The 16,334-nt window shown below is 71.5% G+C and carries 20 protein-coding genes, 1 pseudogene and 1 riboswitch; of the genes and pseudogenes, 11 read left to right on the plus strand and 10 right to left on the minus strand.

The annotated features are described in order from the left end of the window. Window positions 1–2: 2 nt before the first annotated feature. A complete protein-coding gene (locus ACTWPV_RS44780; RefSeq protein ID WP_347650144.1) occupies window positions 3–605 on the minus strand; it encodes a response regulator transcription factor in 603 nt (200 codons plus the stop codon). Next, window positions 605–1,828, minus strand: a complete 1,224-nt coding sequence (locus ACTWPV_RS44785) for a sensor histidine kinase (RefSeq protein ID WP_443156458.1) — start codon at window positions 1,826–1,828, stop codon at window positions 605–607. Before ACTWPV_RS44785 ends, ACTWPV_RS44780 begins: the two co-directional genes overlap by 1 nt. A 172-nt stretch (window positions 1,829–2,000) precedes the next feature. On the opposite strand from ACTWPV_RS44785, the gene ACTWPV_RS44790 reads away from it, so the two are divergent. The 4 genes from ACTWPV_RS44790 (at window position 2,001) to ACTWPV_RS44805 (ending at window position 5,638) form a co-directional block, all read left to right on the plus strand. Next, complete coding sequence (locus ACTWPV_RS44790) at window positions 2,001–2,636, plus strand: hypothetical protein (RefSeq protein ID WP_443156459.1); 636 nt, start codon at window positions 2,001–2,003, stop codon at window positions 2,634–2,636. Between the two features lie 144 nt (window positions 2,637–2,780). Then, on the plus strand, window positions 2,781–3,236 hold the full coding sequence (locus tag ACTWPV_RS44795) for a hypothetical protein (protein WP_443156460.1): 456 nt from the start codon (window positions 2,781–2,783) through the stop codon (window positions 3,234–3,236). Between the two features lie 124 nt (window positions 3,237–3,360). After that, window positions 3,361–4,776, plus strand: a complete 1,416-nt coding sequence (locus ACTWPV_RS44800) for an amino acid permease (protein WP_443156461.1) — start codon at window positions 3,361–3,363, stop codon at window positions 4,774–4,776. A 121-nt stretch (window positions 4,777–4,897) separates the two neighbouring features. Beyond that, on the plus strand, window positions 4,898–5,638 hold the full coding sequence (locus ACTWPV_RS44805) for an isocitrate lyase/PEP mutase family protein (RefSeq protein WP_443156462.1): 741 nt from the start codon (window positions 4,898–4,900) through the stop codon (window positions 5,636–5,638). Window positions 5,639–5,692: 54 nt separating this feature from the next. Here ACTWPV_RS44805 and ACTWPV_RS44810 read toward each other — a convergent pair whose 3' ends face one another. Both ACTWPV_RS44810 and ACTWPV_RS44815 read right to left on the minus strand, forming a co-directional pair. Further along, window positions 5,693–6,415: a glycoside hydrolase family 25 protein gene (locus ACTWPV_RS44810; RefSeq protein ID WP_443156463.1), complete on the minus strand. Its 723-nt coding sequence runs from the start codon at window positions 6,413–6,415 to the stop codon at window positions 5,693–5,695. 11 nt (window positions 6,416–6,426) lie between these two features. Further along, a riboswitch (cyclic di-AMP (ydaO/yuaA leader) is annotated at window positions 6,427–6,571 on the minus strand. Between the two features lie 267 nt (window positions 6,572–6,838). Next, window positions 6,839–7,582 carry an SDR family oxidoreductase gene (locus ACTWPV_RS44815; RefSeq protein WP_443156464.1) on the minus strand — a complete coding sequence of 248 codons (744 nt, stop codon included), beginning with the start codon at window positions 7,580–7,582 and terminating at the stop codon, window positions 6,839–6,841. A gap of 58 nt (window positions 7,583–7,640) precedes the next feature. Between ACTWPV_RS44815 and ACTWPV_RS44820 the strand changes: the two genes are divergently transcribed. Then, window positions 7,641–8,114, plus strand: coding sequence for an RrF2 family transcriptional regulator (locus ACTWPV_RS44820; RefSeq protein ID WP_347650065.1), 474 nt, complete (start codon window positions 7,641–7,643; stop codon window positions 8,112–8,114). A 67-nt stretch (window positions 8,115–8,181) separates the two neighbouring features. On the opposite strand, the gene ACTWPV_RS44825 is transcribed toward ACTWPV_RS44820, so the two are convergent. Both ACTWPV_RS44825 and ACTWPV_RS44830 read right to left on the minus strand, forming a co-directional pair. Beyond that, entirely contained in the window at window positions 8,182–8,688 is a 507-nt protein-coding gene (locus tag ACTWPV_RS44825; protein WP_443156475.1) for an alpha/beta fold hydrolase, read from the minus strand. A gap of 39 nt (window positions 8,689–8,727) precedes the next feature. Then, window positions 8,728–8,853 (minus strand): hypothetical protein, encoded by a 126-nt coding sequence (locus ACTWPV_RS44830; RefSeq protein WP_443156465.1) that lies wholly within the window; start codon window positions 8,851–8,853, stop codon window positions 8,728–8,730. A gap of 83 nt (window positions 8,854–8,936) precedes the next feature. Between ACTWPV_RS44830 and ACTWPV_RS44835 the strand changes: the two genes are divergently transcribed. After that, window positions 8,937–9,671, plus strand: coding sequence for a TetR/AcrR family transcriptional regulator (locus tag ACTWPV_RS44835; RefSeq protein ID WP_443156466.1), 735 nt, complete (start codon window positions 8,937–8,939; stop codon window positions 9,669–9,671). A gap of 72 nt (window positions 9,672–9,743) precedes the next feature. Here ACTWPV_RS44835 and ACTWPV_RS44840 read toward each other — a convergent pair whose 3' ends face one another. Both ACTWPV_RS44840 and ACTWPV_RS44845 read right to left on the minus strand, forming a co-directional pair. Continuing rightward, a complete protein-coding gene (locus tag ACTWPV_RS44840) occupies window positions 9,744–10,226 on the minus strand; it encodes a nitroreductase family deazaflavin-dependent oxidoreductase (protein WP_443156467.1) in 483 nt (160 codons plus the stop codon). 55 nt (window positions 10,227–10,281) lie between these two features. Further along, complete coding sequence (locus ACTWPV_RS44845; RefSeq protein ID WP_443156468.1) at window positions 10,282–10,881, minus strand: TetR/AcrR family transcriptional regulator; 600 nt, start codon at window positions 10,879–10,881, stop codon at window positions 10,282–10,284. A 66-nt stretch (window positions 10,882–10,947) separates the two neighbouring features. Here ACTWPV_RS44845 and ACTWPV_RS44850 point away from each other — a divergent pair, with 66 nt between their 5' ends. Both ACTWPV_RS44850 and ACTWPV_RS44855 read left to right on the plus strand, forming a co-directional pair. Next, window positions 10,948–11,421: a GNAT family N-acetyltransferase gene (locus ACTWPV_RS44850; RefSeq protein ID WP_443156469.1), complete on the plus strand. Its 474-nt coding sequence runs from the start codon at window positions 10,948–10,950 to the stop codon at window positions 11,419–11,421. Between the two features lie 257 nt (window positions 11,422–11,678). After that, window positions 11,679–11,894, plus strand: coding sequence for a carboxymuconolactone decarboxylase family protein (locus ACTWPV_RS44855; protein WP_443156470.1), 216 nt, complete (start codon window positions 11,679–11,681; stop codon window positions 11,892–11,894). A gap of 63 nt (window positions 11,895–11,957) precedes the next feature. Here ACTWPV_RS44855 and ACTWPV_RS44860 read toward each other — a convergent pair whose 3' ends face one another. Next, entirely contained in the window at window positions 11,958–12,944 is a 987-nt protein-coding gene (locus ACTWPV_RS44860; protein ID WP_443156471.1) for a glycoside hydrolase family 11 protein, read from the minus strand. A 410-nt stretch (window positions 12,945–13,354) separates the two neighbouring features. Between ACTWPV_RS44860 and ACTWPV_RS44865 the strand changes: the two genes are divergently transcribed. Next, on the plus strand, window positions 13,355–13,873 hold the full coding sequence (locus ACTWPV_RS44865) for a DUF2690 domain-containing protein (protein WP_443156472.1): 519 nt from the start codon (window positions 13,355–13,357) through the stop codon (window positions 13,871–13,873). A 97-nt stretch (window positions 13,874–13,970) separates the two neighbouring features. Here ACTWPV_RS44865 and ACTWPV_RS44870 read toward each other — a convergent pair whose 3' ends face one another. Then, on the minus strand, window positions 13,971–14,393 hold the full coding sequence (locus ACTWPV_RS44870) for a VOC family protein (protein ID WP_443156473.1): 423 nt from the start codon (window positions 14,391–14,393) through the stop codon (window positions 13,971–13,973). A 116-nt stretch (window positions 14,394–14,509) separates the two neighbouring features. Between ACTWPV_RS44870 and ACTWPV_RS44875 the strand changes: the two genes are divergently transcribed. After that, entirely contained in the window at window positions 14,510–15,505 is a 996-nt protein-coding gene (locus ACTWPV_RS44875) for a helix-turn-helix transcriptional regulator (protein WP_443156474.1), read from the plus strand. Window positions 15,506–15,691: 186 nt separating this feature from the next. Next, a pseudogene (locus tag ACTWPV_RS44880) lies at window positions 15,692–16,334 on the plus strand (DNA-directed RNA polymerase subunit beta); the annotation flags it as partial.

Consider the following 16,334-nt stretch of genomic DNA (forward strand, 5'->3'; position numbering starts at 1 on the left):
GGCTAGATCCAGCCCTCCTCCCAGGCGCGGTGGGCGGCCGCGTGGCGGGAGGTGACGCCGAGCTTGGCCATGGCTCCCGACAGGTAGTTGCGCACGGTCCCCGGCGCGAGGTGGACCTGGGCGGCGATCTCCTTGACGGAGGCGCCCGAGCGGGAGGCGCGCAGCACCTCCAGCTCGCGGCCGGTGAGCGGGCAGTCGTCCTCGGTCAGCGCGGAGGCGGCGATGTCGGGGTCGACGTAGCGGCGCCCGGCCGCCACATCGCGGATGATCTCGGCCAGCCGGGCCGCCGGCGTCGTCTTGGGCACGAACCCGCTCACCCCCGCCGACAGGGCCCGGCGCAGCACGCCGGGGCGGGCGTGCCTCGTGACCAGGATGATCTTGGTGGGGAGTTCGGCCAGGATCTCCCCGGCCGCGCGCAGCCCGTCGGCCGGGGGCATCTCCAGGTCGAGCACGGCGATGTCGGGCCGGTGCTCGCGCGCGAGGCGCACCGCGTCGGTCGAGGTGGCCGCCTCGGCGGCCACCTCGAGGTCCTCCTCCAGGCTCAGCAGCGCCGCCAGCGCGCCCCTGATGAGGTCCTCGTCGTCGGCGATCACCAGCCGGATCATCACGCCTCCGAGTCTCGCGTACGTGGCGTGCGGCCGTCCACCGGCAGCGTGGCCGTCACGGTGAACCGGTCGCCGGCGTGTTCCCAGGTCAGCTCGCCCCCGGCCGCGGCGAGCCGCTCGGCCAGGGCGGTCAGGCCCGTGCCGGAGCCGGCCGGTCGGCGGGCGCCGTCGTTGGCGACGCGCAGCCGGGCCAGGCCGCCGGCGACCCGGTAGCCGACCTCGGCGTGCCGTGCCCGGCTGTGGCGCAGCACGTTGGTGGTGGCCTCCCGCATCACCAGGCCCAGCAGGTGGCGGGCGGTCTCCGGCAGGCCCGCCGGGCCGGAGGGGTCCGAAGGGTCGGCGGGGTCGACGGGGCCGGCGTGCGTCGTGGCGTCGATCCCGGCTGCGGCGAGCACCCCGGTGGCGTTGGCGATCTCGGCCTCCAGGGTGGTGCGGCGGTAGCCCTGCACGACGGCGCGGGTGTCGCGCAGCGCGTCGGCGGCCAGCCGGCGTACCTCCTGCATCTCCGCGGCGGCCCGGGCCGGGTCCGCCGCCGCCAGCCGCGCGGCCAGCTCGCTCTTGAGCGCGATCACCTGCAGGTGGTGGCCCTGGATGTCGTGCAGGTCGGCGGCGAAGCGCAGCCGCTCGTCCTTGACCGCCAGCTCCGCGGACAGGCGGCGGGCCTGGTTCAGCCGATCGGCGACGTCCCAGGACCACAACATGCCGAGGGTGACCCAGCCGGTCAGGGCGACCAGCCCGGCAGGGAGGGCGGCGGCGAAGAGCGGATCGTCGCCCAGGGCCAGCGCGACGCCGCCGCCCGCGACGCCGGCCGCGCCCGCCGCGGCGGCGACCAGCGCCCAGCGGCGCCCGGCCGGCAGGTACGTCGCGGCGATCGAGACCATCGTCGCCGGCGCGAAGGACCAGGCCCCGTACCCGCGGGCGGCCAGCAGCACCCCGCCGAGCACGGTCGCGCCCGCGCAGCCCGCGGCCAGCCACACCGCGGGCACGCGGCCCGGTGACCCGCCGGGATCGCCGCTCAGGCGGCGGCCGAACAGGACCGCGGCGGCCACGGCGGTGACGGCCAGCCCGCCCGCGGCGGGCGGCCTGGCCGCCGCGGGCACACCCGGATCCAGGATCCACGGCCCGCTGCTGAAGATCAGGAGGGAGCCGGTGAGGAGGATCAGGGTCCACCACGTGAAGCGGCGGAAGCTCCGCAGCCCCGTATCGGCAGGCAGGTCGCGCACGCGGCCATTCTCGCAGCAGTGCGGGTCCCGGCCGCCGCATGACAGATGTCATCAGACCGGGTGACACATCGAGGCCTGCACGTGCGGTTCCGGCCCTGTCGCGGGCGATCCCGCTCGGCCAGGCTGAACGTGGGACGGATACCCCGCCCCCCTATCAGGAAGGAACCGCGTCATGGCGAACTCGCACCTCACGGACGAGACGGCGACACGGAGCGCCGGGCATGAGGAGCCGGACACGGACCGCAGGACTCGCACGCACTGGGCTCGCTTCCTGGCGAACCGCTGGCCCACGGCGCTCGCCCTGGCCATGACCGCCCTGCCGTCGAGTGGCGGGGGTGAGGGCACGGGTGAGGGCGCTGTGGGCGTCTTCGCGCAGGTGCTGCCCCTGCTGCCGCTGCTGTACCTGGTCGTCGCCAAGCTGGGAAGGCGTGCGCTCACGTGGCCGCTGCTCGGCGCGGGGGTCGTCTCCGTCGTCGGGCTGCGGATGCTGGACGTGGTCGCGATCTCCACCGTCTACGTGTCGATCGCCCTGGTCGTGCTGGTGTGGGGCGCGCTCGACGGCCACCTGCGACGGACCGGCGAGTTCCGGCTGCAGGCGCTGGGCTGGGCGGTGTTCACGGCGCTCGCACTGACCGGGCTGGTCGCCGACCCCGACCTGGGCCGCTACGTGATCGCGGCCGGCTGGTTGCTGCACGGCGTGTGGGACTTCGTCCACCTGTGGCGGAACAGGACCGTGGCGCGTTCGTTCGCCGAGTGGTGCGGCGTCGTGGACGTCGTGGTCGCCTTGCAGCTGGTCGTCCTGGTGTGACGGGACCTCAGGCGGGGGCCGGCGCCGCTTCCGCCGGGTATCCACTGCAACTGCGCGCAGGAATGCCCGGCGGCGCTGGAACATCGCGGACTGGTGATCGACGATGGAGGGCCGTAAGCACCCCATCAACGGAAGGCCGATGTCATGCGTTCACGCTTATGGGCCGGGCTCGCCGTCACTGCCATCGCGGTGCTGCTCACGGCGCAGCCCGCGGCGGCCCAGGCGACGGTGGAATTCTCCGCCGACTCCGGCGACCAGTGCCGCTACGGCGTCACCGAGGGCACGCTGGAGTGGGTCGAAGGGCCCGTCATCCGGCCCACGGTCCGGGTCAAGGGCACCGTGTCGGACAGCGCCGGCTCGTCGATCTGCGCCCCCGACGAGATGCACTCCCGCGCCACCTACACCGCCTACAACGGCGCCACCGTCGTCGACTCCGGGGAGGCGAAGGCGGACGACGAGACCGCGGAGGTCTCGATCGGCCTGTCCGACCCGACCGGAGTCACCTCCATCGAGCGCGTGGTCGTGCAGGTGTGCCGCTACAGCAACTCCCCGTTCGGCACCAGCTACTGCGGCAGGGCGGCAGAGTACAAGATGCCCTGAGCCGTGAAAAGGGCGGCATCCCCTGCCGGATGCCGCCCCCGCGCTCTTGCCCAGCGCGTGAGCTTACTTGACGCCGCAGGTGGGAAGGCGGATCGACGGGGAACACGATCGCTTGGGGGGCGTCATGGTCACGTCGCGAGGCGTCTTCAGGCGCAAGCCGGTGGAGCAGATCGCCACCGAGCACGAGGGGGAGCTCGCCAGAACGCTGGGGTTGTGGCAGCTCACGGCCATCGGCGTGGGCGGCATCATCGGCGCGGGCATCTTCGCGCTGGCCGGCGCGGTCGCCAACGAGACCGCGGGACCCGCCGTGCTGGTGTCGTTCCTCATCGCGGGCGTCGCCAGCGCCGCCGCCGCGATGTCGTACGCCGAGTTCGCCGGAATGATCCCGAAGGCCGGGTCCGCCTACACCTACGGGTACGCCGTGCTCGGGGAGATCGTCGGCTGGTTCATCGGCTGGGACCTGCTGCTGGAGTACACCGCGATCGTCGCGGTCGTCGCCATCGGCATCTCCGGCTACTTCGGCTTCCTCGTGCAGCAGCTGGGGTTCGAGCTGCCCCCCTGGATGCTCGGCGCTCCCGGCACCGGCGAGGGGCGGGTCGTGGACCTGTTCGCGGTGCTGCTCTGCCTGTTCATCGCCTTCCTGCTGAACCTCGGCATCCGCAGCGCCGCCCGGTTCGAGACGTTCGTGGTGGGGGTGAAGGTCGCCGTCGTGCTGCTCGTCATCGTGGTCGGCTTCTTCCACATCAACACCGCCAACTACCACCCCTTCTTCCCTTTCGGGATCGGCGGGGCCATCACCGGGGCCGCCACCGTGTTCTTCGCCGTGTTCGGCTACGACGCGATGAGCACCGCGGCCGAGGAGTCACGCGACGCGCGGCGGCACATGCCCAAGGCGATCATCTACTCCCTCATCATCGCCATGGTGCTGTACGTGCTGGCCACGCTCGTGCTGACCGGCATGCAGAACTACCGGGAGATCGACCCCGAGAGCGGCTTCTCCTCGGCGTTCGCCTCGGTCGGCCTCTCCGGGCTGGCGTCCGTGATCGCGGTGGGAGCCATCATCGGCATCCTCACCGTGATGTTCACGTTCATGCTCGGCGTCACCCGCGTGTGGTTCTCGATGAGCCGCGACGGGCTGCTGCCGCAGTGGTTCGCCAAGGTGCACCCGGTACGGCGGGTGCCCTCGCGCGTCACCTGGATCGTGGGCGCCGCCTCCGCGGTGATCGCCGGGTTCCTGCCGATCCGGGAGGCCGCCGAGCTGACGAACATCGGCATCCTGCTGGCGTTCGTGGTCGTGTGCCTGGCCGTGATCGTGCTCCGCTACCGGCAGCCCGGGCTGCACCGCGAGTTCCGCACCCCCGGGATGCCGGTCGTGCCCGCCGTCGGGGTGGTCTTCTCGATCTGGCTGATCACGTTCCTGGACCCGGTGACGTGGCTGCGCTTCGCCGTCTGGTTCCTGATCGGGCTGGTCATCTACTTCGCCTACAGCCGCCGGCACTCCGCCCTGGAACGGTCGCCGGCCGGGACGGGCGAGCGCTGACGCGCCGTCGAGCCGTCCGGCTGGTGTCCTGCTGTGTCGGCGATCACACCGTGAAGGCGTCACGAAGCGAAGGTCGCAGGCGTCAAGAGAGGGACATGACCCTCACAGGCAAGGAACGACCATGCCGAAGACCCGCACCGCTCTCCTGCGCGACCTGCACAAGCCCGGGGACCCGCTGATCCTGCCCAACGTGTGGGACGCGGGCAGCGCCACCGTCGTGGCCGAGGCCGGCTATCCCGCCCTGGCGACCGCCAGCGCGTCCATCGCCGCCCTGCTGGGACGCGACGACCACGAGGGCGCACCCGTCGGCGAGATGTTCGACATCGCCGCCAGGATCATCAGGGCCGTGGACGTGCCGGTGAGCGTCGACGCGGAAGCCGGCTACGGCCTGCCGCCCGGCGAGCTCGTCGAGCGGCTGACCGCCATCGGCGCGGCCGGATTCAACATCGAGGACACCGACCACCGGGCCGGGGGACTGGTCGACGCCGACGCGCAGGCCGCGCGCATCGCCGCCCTCCGCGAGGCGGGCCCCGACCTGGTGATCAACGCGCGGGTCGACGTGTTCCTGACCGGCTCCACCTCGACCGAGGAGGTCGCCGAGCGCGGGCGTCGCTACCTTGAGGCCGGCGCCGACTGCGTCTACCCCATGATGGCCCCGTCGGAAGAGGTGGTCGGCGACCTCGTCAAGGCCGTCCCCGGGCCGGTCAACGTCGCCTGCATGCCCGGCATGGACCTGGGCAGGCTGGCCTCCCTCGGCGTCGCCCGCGTGTCCTTCGGCCCGCTGACGTACCTGACCGCGCTGGAGGCGCTCAAGACGATGGTGGGTCGCATCCGCGCGGGTCAGGACCCGTACGGGTCCTGACCCGCGGCGGGCGGGCGGGATCCTCCGCGGAGGTTCCCGCCCGCCCGAACCCGGTCAGGCGGACGTGCGGCCCAGGGCGCGCAGCTCGTCGGGGGAGAGCGCCGAGACGTTCTGGTCGATGGGGGAGTCGGAGTACTGGTGGATGGTCCAGGTCTTCCAGTCGGCGGGCGGCGTCACCGTGCCCTTCGGCTTGCTGTAGTGGGCCACCCACAGCGGGTACTCGGCCAGGCCCTTGCCGTAGGTGTCGGCGAAGTTCCAGCCGCTGTAGAACATCGGGGTGACCCCGGTCTCGGCCTTCACGTGCGACAGCCACGCCTTGGCCCAGGCGTTGACCTCCTCGACGGACTTGCCGTCGGTGGTCTCCAGGTCCAGCACCAGCAGGTCGCCGGGCTTGGAGGGCTGGGAGTTCACCATGGACAGGAAGTGCTCGGCCTCGGCGATGGGGTCGTTGCCGGGGTGTGCGTAGTGGTACGCCCCGCGCACGATGCCCTTCTTGCCCAGCTCGCTCCAGTGCCTGGCGAAGGCGGCGTCGCGGAAGTCGGTGCCCTCGGTGGCCTTGATGATGCCGAACTGCGCGGGGCTGGCGGCCCAGTCGTGCAGCGGCTGGTGGTTGGACACGTCCTGGCCGTAGGTGAGCGTGCGCTGCTCGGCCGCCTGGGCCGAGCCCGGCTCGACGGGCGACGCGTGCGCGGGCAGGCTCGCGCCCGCGATGGCGGTGGTCCCGGCCAGCAGGGCGCCGGCGGCGGACAGGGTGAGACGTCGCGTGAGTTCGCGCATGGGGGGATCGACTCCTTGCTTCCATGTGCCTACCGGGTTAGCTGACGGGTTCGGGCTTGGAAGTGCCCTACGCGCGCAGCCCTCGGCTGGCGTGCGATTCACCCCGGAAAGGTGGGTCCCCGGCTCCGCGCTGTGCGGATTCGGCCTGTCAACGTCGCGGCAAACGGTTCGGCAAGCGTTCGCCTGTGCCGTATGCCGTAATCCCAAGAAGGTATATAACGCCCCATAAACGCTGCAAGTGGTACAAATCCACAGGCAATGTCGTTTGCCATAGTAAAGCCCTGGATCGCCTCTCTCGCAGGCGTTCCAGGGCTTTGGCAAAGTTTTTCCGGCACCGTACGCGGGTCCCGCCGGAACGGGGCCCGTGATACTCCTGTGACGTGAGCGGGCGGCGTACCGCCTTCCGGCGCCGGGGCTCTCCGCCTACCGTTGCCCGGCGAGCCAGTCGTCGAACGTGGTCGGCGCGATGCGCGCGCCCTCGCCGGGCAGTAGCACGTCGCCCGCCATCGCCGGGCCGAAGATTCCCGACCACGTCGGCACGAGCCGAACCGTACGGCCCCGCGCCTCGTGGGTGCGCCGGGCCATGTCCACCAGGTCCTGCGGCTCGGGGCCCGCGACGTCGGCGTACCGCCCCCGAGGCTCCCCGGTCGCGAGCTCGGCGAGGACGCCGGCCACCTCGGCGGGCGCGATCGGCTGCACGAGCAGCGGCGCGATCGTGGCGACGCCGTCCTGTTCCGTCCAGCCCGCCACCATTTCGGCGAAGTCGTGGAACTGCGTGACCGGCACGATCGTCCACGGCACCGGCCCGGCGGCCACGAGGCGCTCCTGCTCCCGCTTGCCGGCGTAGTGGGCGTTGCCCTCGACGCGATGGATCCCGACGATCGACAGCAGGACGTGGTGGCGCACCCCCGCCCGCTCCTCGGCGGCCAGCAGGTTGCGCGTGGTGGCGCCGAAGAACGCCACCGTCTCCTCCGGGCCGGCCGCCGGCGCGTTGATGGCGTCGACGACCGCCTCCGCACCGGCCAGGGCGTCGTCGAGCCCGTCGCCGGTCGCCAGGTCCACGCCGAGCGAACGGCTGATGCGCACGACCTCGTGGCCGTCGCGTTCAAGGGCCGCGACGGTGAGCGCCCCGATGTTCCCGGTCGCGCCGGCGACAGCGATCCGCATGATGATCCCTTCAATCATGGACTAAACGGATCCATAATAGCTGCGATAGAATCGGGGCGTGAAGCTGCCTGTGAGCACCGAGTGGGTTCTGCACTGCGCGACCACGCTCGCCCAGCTCGAGCCGGGAGCCAGCGCGTCGGCGGCGCAGCTCGCGCTCCACTACGACCTCCCGGCGGCCTACCTCACCAAGCAGCTCAAGGAGCTGGTCAAGGCCGGGCTGCTGGCCGCGTCCACCGGCCCGAGGGGAGGCTTCCGGCTGGCGCGGCCCGCCGCCGAGATCACGCTGCTGCAGATCGTCGAGGCCGTCGACGGCCGGTCCACGCCGTACGAGTGCCGCGAGATCCGTCAGCAGGGACGCGGCGCGCTGCCCCCGGAGGAGTGTGAGCGCATCTGCGTCCTCGCCGAGAAGATGGCCGACGCCCACCGGGCATGGCGGGCCAGCCTCGGCGACGTCACCCTCGCCGACATCCTTGCCGAGCTGCCGGAGTGGGCGCCGGCCCGCACCCGGCAGCGCCTGTCGGGCGCCACGTAGCCGGAGGCCGGATCGCGGGCTCGCCGCGCATCGGGCGGAACAGCCGGCCGTTTCCCGGTATGTCCTGTTACGCGACGGCACCGATCGGGTCCGGCGCGCCGATCAAGCGGCGCGGTCCCAGAATTCGGCGAGCAGGCCGTTCAGCGTCTCCGGCGCGTCCGCCTGGGGGCAGTGGCCGGCGCCGGAGACCGCCGTGTGACGGCCGCCGATGCGTTCCGCGGTGATGCGGGCGCAGGCCATGAGCGGGACGCCCCCGCGCTCTCGGTACAGCTCGGGCTCGCTCTCCCACGTCCCAGAGACCACCAGCTTGGGGAACGCGGCCACCCGCAGCGCGGCGAGCGGGATCCCGGCCTCCCAGCACACCCGTTCGCGCACCGCGTCGGGGCGGCGAGCGGCCCGCGATCATGGCACCCACCCCGCCGTACGAGTGGCCGACGAGGTGTGCGCCGTCGCCGAGCAGCTCGGCGATGTCGTCGGCGTCGGCCAGGTAGTCGCTGGGGAACCTCTCACCGGCATCCGGGCTGCGGCCGTACCCGCGCCGGTCCATGAGCAGCAGGCGGAAGCGGCCGGCCAGCGGCGCCTGGGCGGCGAAGCCGTAGTCGGGATCATCGCCTCAGCTGGTGGAGCCGTGCACGAAGAGCACGGGCGGCGCGCCGTGCGGGCCCAGCTCGGTCACGTGCACGCTGCCCTGCAGTGGCCCGTTCGCACGGAACAACGGCGTGGCGGTGGGAGGGGACATGTCACTCCTATACAGCGTTCAATCTCTTAAACACTGTATAAGAGCGCTGAACGATGAACGTCAACCCGGGGTACGGTGATCCCGTGTCCTCCGCAGACTTCTCCGACGGGTCCGTGTGGCTGCGTCCTCAACGGCCGCCGCGCGACCGCCGGCTCACCCGGGACCAGATCGTTGACGCCGCCGTGACCGTGCTCGACTCCGACGGGCACCGCGGCCTGTCGATGCGCCGGATCGCCGCCGACCTCGGGGTGACCGCCGGGTCGCTCTACTGGTACGTGCGCACCAAGGACGACCTGCTCGAACTGGCGCTGGACCGCGTTCTGGGAGAGGTGTGCGCCGTGCCCGAGGAGCCGGACTGGCGGCGGGCGCTGGCCACCCTGGCCCGCCACAACCGCGACATGCTGCTGCGGCACCAGTGGGCGCTGTCGGAGCTGACCCTCCGGCCGACCCTGGGGCCGAACGCGCTGGCGCTGGCCGAAAGACGGTTGCGCCTGCTGGCCCGTGCCGGGTTCGCCGACGCGGACCTGGACGCGGCGATGGCGACCGTCAACGACCACGTGGTCGGGTCGGCCATCGCCGAGATCGCCTGGCGCGACACCCTGGCGCGCATGAGCGAGGCCGGAACCGGCTGGGACGAGCGGGCCGCGGGATTCGTCCGCGAGATCACCGATCGCCACCCGCTGCTGGCCGGCAGGATGGCCGCCACCAGCGAGATCGACGTGGAGCGCGAGAGCGAGCGGCGGTTCGAGTTCGCCCTGGAGTGCCTGCTCGACGGCCTGGCCGCCCGCCGCGCCGCCGGCAAGGGGACCGCCGGGTAGCGGGACGCGGGCCGCCCAGGTGCTGCTCCGGCACCTGGACCGCCCCTCGGTTCGCCAGGTCGAGGGGGTCGGTCACGCGCCAGGGGCGTGCGGGGTGAAGCGGACGAACGGTATGTGCCGCCCCACCTCCCGGTAATCCGCCACGCTGCCGTCGACCGCGAAGCCCATGATCTTGCAGAGCTGGCGGGCGGCGGCGGGGTGGCGGGGCGCGTACGCGGCCATGATCTCCGCGCCCTGCTCGTCCGGGATCGGCGCGGCGGTGGCCCGCAGGGCGCGTCCCCCCACGTGCAGGGTCACCTCGGGATCGGCCAGGACGTTGCGGTACCAGTCGGCGTGCCGCCCGAACCCGGAGGCCGCCACATAGCCCTGCTCGTCGCGCTGGACAACCTCGATCACGGCCTGGCGAGGCCGGCCGGAGACGCGGCCGGTGTGGGTGAGCAGCATGATCCGCTGCCCCAGCAGCCGGTCCAGGCCGACCCGGTACAACGCGATGGGAAGGCGCCACAACCTGCGGCGCAGCCCGGTCGGCGGCGCGGGCTTCTTGACGATCTCCATGTCCGGTCCTTTCGAGGTCGGGCGTGTGCGGCGGAAAGGGAGCCCTTCGCCGCGCTCACGAGGGGTCAGGCGTCGCCAGCAGGTCCTCCACCGCGGACAGCGCCGCGCCGACGGGAAGGTCGCCGTCGATCATGTAGTGCAACATCAGCCCGTCGATCGCCGCGACGACCAGCGTGGCGACGCCGTCCAGGCGGTTCGTCGTCCAGCCGGGGCGCGCCCCGCGCAGACGGTCGGCGATCAGCGCGCGGGCCTGGCGCAGCTCGTCGCGGAGCACCACGCCGAGCGCGGGATCGCGGGTGGCGCCCGCGATCAGCTCGGCTGCCAGCCGGGTCGTCTGGTCGTCGCCGGTCGCCTGGGGCAGCAGGCGCCGCACGGTCGCCAGGGCCGCGCGCTCGTCCGCGGCCTCCAGCAGCTCGGTGACCAGCGGGCCGAGGATGAGTTCTGTGGCCTGCTGGAAGATCGCCGTGTGGAGCCCGGCCAGCCCGCCGAAGTGATAGTGGATCAGGCCGGGATTGGTGCCGGCCCGCTGGGCCACGGCACGGGTCGTGACGCCCTGCCAGCCGTCGTCCCGCAGCACCGCGATGCCGGCCGCCACGAGTTGCTCGCGGCGGCGATCCCCGCGCGGCGAATTTGGTCGGTCGGCCAAGTTGGTCATACGGCCAAACTAGCAGAAGGGCCCGGGAAACGGAAAGCGCGACCAGCCCCGCCTAGGGTGGAGATCATGATTGCCATTCGGAGCGCCTCGCCCAGGGACGTGGCGGCGATCGCCGAGCTGATGGCCCGCCGCCGGGAAACGTACGAGCAGTACCAGCCGGTCTTCTGGCGGCGCGCGGCCGACGCGCAGGCCCGCCACGCCGCCTTCCTCGCCACGCTGGTGGAAGACTCCAAGGCCATCTGCCGGGTGGCCGAACGAGAAGGCCGCTTCGCCGGATTCGCCATCGGCTCGCTCGTGCCCCCGCCACCGGTGTACGACCCGGGCGGGCCTGCGTGCGCGCTCGACGACTATGCCGTGGCGGACGACGGTGACTGGGCCACGATCGGCACCGACCTGCTGCGCGCGGTCACGGAGGAGGCGAGGCGGCGCGGGGCGGTCCAGGTCGTGGTGGTGGGCGGCCACGCGGATGAGGCGAAGCGCGAGGCGCTCCGCCTGGCCGGGCTGTCCATCGCGGCCGAATGGTGGACCGCCCCGCTGTGACCGCGGCACCCGCGGGACCGCCCGGCCCCGGGTCAGGGTTCGTCAGCGAGGTGCCTGACGATCTCGGTGTGGTCGGCGGCGGGCGGCAGGCGTCCCGCCGCCTCCGACCACGGCTCGGTCGCTGCCCTGCCCAGCAGGAGCGGGACGCCGGTGGCCTCGGCCAGTTCGACCGCGTCTTTCGGCTCAGGCGGGACGGTTCTGCTGTTCGATGTACTGGCGCCTACCTCGACTTCTCCGGCGTGCCCTGAACGACCGGCGTGCTGGAGCCGAAGGTCAAGGAGCTGGTCTTCGACGCCTCCGCCACGCACCTGTACGAGCCCGGGCTGAAGTTGCACGTGCGCAACGCCCTGGGCCACGGCGCCACCGCCGAGGAGATCACGGAGGTGCTCGCCATCGTCAGCGTGGTCGGCATCCACGCCGTCACCGAGGCCGCGGCCATCCTCCAGGAGGAGCTGAGCTGCACGGCCCCATGACCCCGGATGACCGTGGCGCGGCGTCCGGGGTCATGGGGTGCCGCGCCACGGTCAGGGGGTGGCTCAGCCCGCGCTGCAGGAGACGGACGGCCAGGTGTGGTTGCCGTTGTGCTGGATCGTCACGCCCCAGTTGTTGCCGTTGCCGTTGGGTCTGGCGTTCAGCACCTGGGAGCTGGGATAGCTGGCGCTGATGTTCCACGTGGCGATGATCTTCGCCGGAGACGGCACGTTCATCGTCACGGTCCAGTTGCTCGAACCGCTGACCGACACGGAGAGGTTGTACCGGTCGCTCCACTGCTGGCCCGCCGACAGCGTCGCCGTGCAACCGCCCGGGTTGCCGGGGTTGCCGGGGTCGGGGTTGCCGCCGCCGGAGCCGATCGTGATGTTGGAGTTTCCGCTGCTCTGGTAGCCCTCGGTGGCGAGGATCATGTAGTCGTGGCTGCCCATGTTCATGCCGTTACGGGCCCACGCGTCGAAGTGGTTGCCCGAGGTGATGCTGCCGCCGGTCCTCCTCTGCTGCCGGACGCTCCAATACTGGTCGAACGTCCTGGTGCCCTCGATGGAGGGGGCGTTGTAGCGCGTCGTCTTGTAGATGTCGTACGTGCCGCCGTCGCTGGTGACCGTGCCCCGGTATTCGCCCGTGGGCCGGTAGCTGCCCCAGTTGTCGACGACGTAGTACTCCACGAGCGGGTTCCTCGTCCACCCGTAGAGCGTCAGGTAGGCGTTGCCCGACGGGTTGAAGCTGCCCGAATAGCTCACGGTCCTGCGTCCGCCGGTGCTCCAGCCCTTGCCGGCGACGAAGTTCCCGGTGTTCCTCCATGAGGTGCTGTAGTTGCCGCCGGAGCCCAGCTCCATGGAGACCGTTCCGTTGCTGTCGGTCCAGAACGAGTAGAAGTAGCCGTTGTTGGTGCCGGTCTGGTTGGAGGTGATGGCCGCGTTGGCGACGGACGGCAACATCGCGGTGACCACGGCGAGCACCACAGCTCCTGCCCGGGCGGCGAACAACCTGGCGCGGCCGCGTCTGCGGCGGGGGGTGGGGGCGTCGTTCATGTGCGTGCTTCCTCCTCGTGAGGGCTCGCTGGGGGCGGGCAGCGACAGTGTTCGTCCGACCCTGGCGGGCTGTCAACGACGCCCGTTCGAACGTGGGTTTTCGGCCAGTATGCGGTGTCTTTGTCGGGCATCTTGCCTGGTCGCCGGGCATGGCCGGCTAGTCGTGCCGAGCCAGGCTTATGAAACTTTCAATATCCATCCGAAACATTCGGTGCGCACGATGACGGGCCGGCCGGCGCCGGATCGAGCTTTCCCCGGGCTTTCCTGGTTGCCCGAATCCGGCTTGTGTGCACTTCGACGCAGACGCGCGGGCGGGTCCGGCGCAGAGTGGTCCTCGCAAGCCAGGACGTCCGAACGGCGGAACACCGGGCCGGGCGCCGCAGTCTGACAAGCAGGCCCGCCGCCGAACCATGAGCGACAGCACGATCACCTCGACCACCAGCAGGACGATGGCCGTCCTCGGAACGATCGCCGCCCTGGCCGGCGGTGTCCTGACCACCGGCCCCATGACCGGCACGGCCCAGGCCGCGCCGGTCGCGGGGGCCGCGGCGCAGGCGAGCGCTCACCCGTACGACGGGAAGGACCCCTACCGGAGCGGATGCGCCAGGACCAAGGTGAACACCGGGAAGAAGGCCTCGCTGAAGAACGAGGTCGGTGACCGGCTGGGCACGATCCGGCTCTACTACTCCCGTCACTGCGGCACCAACTGGGGAGAGGTCTCGGTCTCCGAAAGCGGCACCGGCACCATCACCGTCTTCGCCAGCTCCAAGAGCAGATCCTTCACCTACCGGGCAGGCAACGGCGGCCACCACTGGGGCAACATGGTCCACGCTCCCAGCGGCGTCTGCGCCAAGGCCACGGGCAGCGTGAAGTTCGGGATCGGCCGCGCCGGCAAGGGCAGCGGCACCACGGGGAGGGCGTGCGGCTGACCCGACGCGTTCCGGATGCGGGCCGGCCGGCCTGGCCCCGGCACCATGGCGATGTGGTGCCGGGGCCATGCCCATTCCCGCGCGCCAAGCCTCGCGATCACCCGTTGCCGCCGCCCGCGACGTCGACGACCCAGACGACGCCGAAGCGGTCCCTGAGCATCCCGTAGAGCGCGGACCACTGCGCGGGCGCCAGCGGCTGCACGATGTCGGCTCCGGCGGAGAGCTTCTCCCAGTACGCGGAGATCTCCTGCGTGGTCTCGCCGCGAAGGGAGAGGAAGAAGGCGTTCTCGCCCTGGTTCCACGGCATGTGCGCGGGCACGTCGTACGCCATCACGTGAAAGCCGTCGCCGGCGAGCAGTTGGCCCCACGTCACCTGGTCCGCGTCGGCGGGATCCCGCACGTTTCCGGCGTCCTTGTACGTGATGACCGCGAGGTCGCCCCCGAACACGGACTGGTAGAACTCGAGCGCCGCGCGGGCCTCGCCCCGGAAGTTCAGGTGGGTCACGGACTTGACGGCCATGTCTCGGCTCCTAGCCTCTTGGATTGTCGTTCTCCGAACGCCGTTGTCCGGCGCGAGAGTCACCGTCGCAGCGGTAGCGGCCAGGGTGTGGCCGCTACTCGGGGCATCATGGAATCATGCCGAAGACCTCAGCCCGGCTGCTGTCGTTGCTCTCGCTGCTCCAGGCGCGCCGGGACTGGCCGGGGGCGCTGCTGGCCGAGCGGCTCGACGTCAGCCCGCGCACCGTGCGCCGCGACGTCGACCGCCTGCGCGAGCTGGGCTATCCCATCGTGGCGTTCAAGGGACCCGACGGCGGTTACCGGCTCGACGCGGGCGCGGAGCTGCCTCCGCTGGTGTTCGACGACGAGCAGGCCGTCGCTCTGGCCATCGCGCTCCAGATGGCGGCCACCACCGGCGCCGGCATCGAGGAAGCCGCGGCACGCGCGCTGAACACGGTCCGGCAGGTCATGCCCGCACGGCTGCGCCGCCGGATCGACACCTTCCAGGTCACGGCCGTCGAGCGGCCCGCGGTCCGGCCCGGCGCGCAGGTCGGCGGCGGCGTGCTCATGGCGCTCAGCGCCGCTGTCCACGGCCGCGAGGTGCTGCGCTTCGACTACGCTCCCGTGGCCTCGCCGGGGGTGGACGGCGAGGGCATGGGCGATCCGCCGCGCCGGGTGCAACCCCATCATCTCGTCACCTGGGGCGGGCGGTGGTACCTGGTCGCGTGGGATCTCGACCGGGACGACTGGCGTACTTTCCGCGCCGACCGGATCACCCCGCGCACCCCTGCGGGGCCCCGCTTCACCCCGCGCGAGCTGCCCGGAGGTGACGTGGCCGCCTTCGTGGCCGGCAGGTTCCTTGGCTCCGGGGGCGCCGGGGGCTGGCCCTGCCGCGGCGAGGTGATCCTCGGGGCGCCCGCCGCCGACGTGTCCCGATACACCCGCGACGGGGTCGTCGAGGAGCTCGGCCCGGACCGTTGCCGGCTGGTCCTGGGCTCGTGGTCATGGACCGGTCTGGCCGCCGCCATCGGCAGGTTCGACACCGCCATCGAGGTCGTCGGCCCCGCCGAGCTCAAGGACGCCTTCGCGCACCTGGCCCGCCGCTACGCCACCGCCGCGACCGCGAGAAGTTGACGAGATCGACCCGGCTGTGACATTCTGAAGGCGGCAGCGAGGTTGACACTAATATTAAGTGTAGACATTCGTTTCTCTTCTGCGTTATGCTGCTTCCCTCGCGCTGCCCTCTGACGGCCCGGCTTCTGCCGGGCGCTTTGCGTGCGCGCAGTTCGATTCCATCCGTGCCTTCCGGAAGGACTTCTGTTGGCAGCCTCGCGCAACGCCTCCGCCATACCCGCCGGTCCCCGTCGCGTGTCATTTTCGCGCATCCAGGAGCCTCTCGAAGTTCCTGACCTTCTCGCTCCGCAGACCGAGTCGTTCGACTGGCTGCTCGGCAACGAGAAGTGGAAGGCCCGGGTGGAGGCGGCCGGCCAGGCCGGGCGCAGGGACGTCCCGACCCAGTCGGGTCTCGAAGAGATCCTTGAGGAGATCAGTCCGATCGAGGACTTCTCGGGGACGATGTCCTTGTCGTTCCGCGACCACCGGTTCGAGCCGCCGAAATACTCGGTGGACGAGTGCAAAGACAAGGACATGACCTTCTCCGCCCCGATGTTCGTGACGGCGGAGTTCATCAACAACACCACCGGTGAGATCAAGAGCCAGACGGTGTTCATGGGCGACTTCCCGCTCATGACGCCGAAGGGCACGTTCATCATCAACGGCACCGAGCGTGTCGTCACCTCGCAGCTGACCCGTTCGCCCGGCGTCTATTTCGAGCGCAACGTCGACAAGACGTCCGACAAGGATCTGTACGGCTGCAAGGTCATCCCGTCCCGGGGTGCCTGGCTGGAGTTCGAGATCGACAAGCGCGACAGCGTCGGTGTGCGCATCGACCGCAAGCGCAAGC

Origin of the sequence: Nonomuraea sp. KM88 (assembly GCF_052245635.1) — a bacterium.
Lineage (GTDB): Bacteria > Actinomycetota > Actinomycetes > Streptosporangiales > Streptosporangiaceae > Nonomuraea.

Bases quoted from the DNA above. Each gene is read 5' to 3' on its own strand.
- ACTWPV_RS44780 (WP_347650144.1), bottom strand. From the start codon at position 605: ATGATCCGGCTGGTGATCGCCGACGACGAGGACCTCATCAGGGGCGCG.
- ACTWPV_RS44790 (WP_443156459.1), top strand. From the start codon at position 2,001: ATGGCGAACTCGCACCTCACGGACGAGACGGCGACACGGAGCGCCGGG.
- ACTWPV_RS44795 (WP_443156460.1), top strand. From the start codon at position 2,781: ATGCGTTCACGCTTATGGGCCGGGCTCGCCGTCACTGCCATCGCGGTG.
- ACTWPV_RS44800 (WP_443156461.1), top strand. From the start codon at position 3,361: ATGGTCACGTCGCGAGGCGTCTTCAGGCGCAAGCCGGTGGAGCAGATC.
- ACTWPV_RS44805 (WP_443156462.1), top strand. From the start codon at position 4,898: ATGCCGAAGACCCGCACCGCTCTCCTGCGCGACCTGCACAAGCCCGGG.
- ACTWPV_RS44810 (WP_443156463.1), bottom strand. From the start codon at position 6,415: ATGCGCGAACTCACGCGACGTCTCACCCTGTCCGCCGCCGGCGCCCTG.
- ACTWPV_RS44815 (WP_443156464.1), bottom strand. From the start codon at position 7,582: ATGCGGATCGCTGTCGCCGGCGCGACCGGGAACATCGGGGCGCTCACC.
- ACTWPV_RS44830 (WP_443156465.1), bottom strand. From the start codon at position 8,853: ATGTCCCCTCCCACCGCCACGCCGTTGTTCCGTGCGAACGGGCCACTG.
- ACTWPV_RS44840 (WP_443156467.1), bottom strand. From the start codon at position 10,226: ATGGAGATCGTCAAGAAGCCCGCGCCGCCGACCGGGCTGCGCCGCAGG.
- ACTWPV_RS44845 (WP_443156468.1), bottom strand. From the start codon at position 10,881: ATGACCAACTTGGCCGACCGACCAAATTCGCCGCGCGGGGATCGCCGC.
- ACTWPV_RS44850 (WP_443156469.1), top strand. From the start codon at position 10,948: ATGATTGCCATTCGGAGCGCCTCGCCCAGGGACGTGGCGGCGATCGCC.
- ACTWPV_RS44860 (WP_443156471.1), bottom strand. From the start codon at position 12,944: ATGAACGACGCCCCCACCCCCCGCCGCAGACGCGGCCGCGCCAGGTTG.
- ACTWPV_RS44865 (WP_443156472.1), top strand. From the start codon at position 13,355: ATGAGCGACAGCACGATCACCTCGACCACCAGCAGGACGATGGCCGTC.
- ACTWPV_RS44870 (WP_443156473.1), bottom strand. From the start codon at position 14,393: ATGGCCGTCAAGTCCGTGACCCACCTGAACTTCCGGGGCGAGGCCCGC.
- ACTWPV_RS44875 (WP_443156474.1), top strand. From the start codon at position 14,510: ATGCCGAAGACCTCAGCCCGGCTGCTGTCGTTGCTCTCGCTGCTCCAG.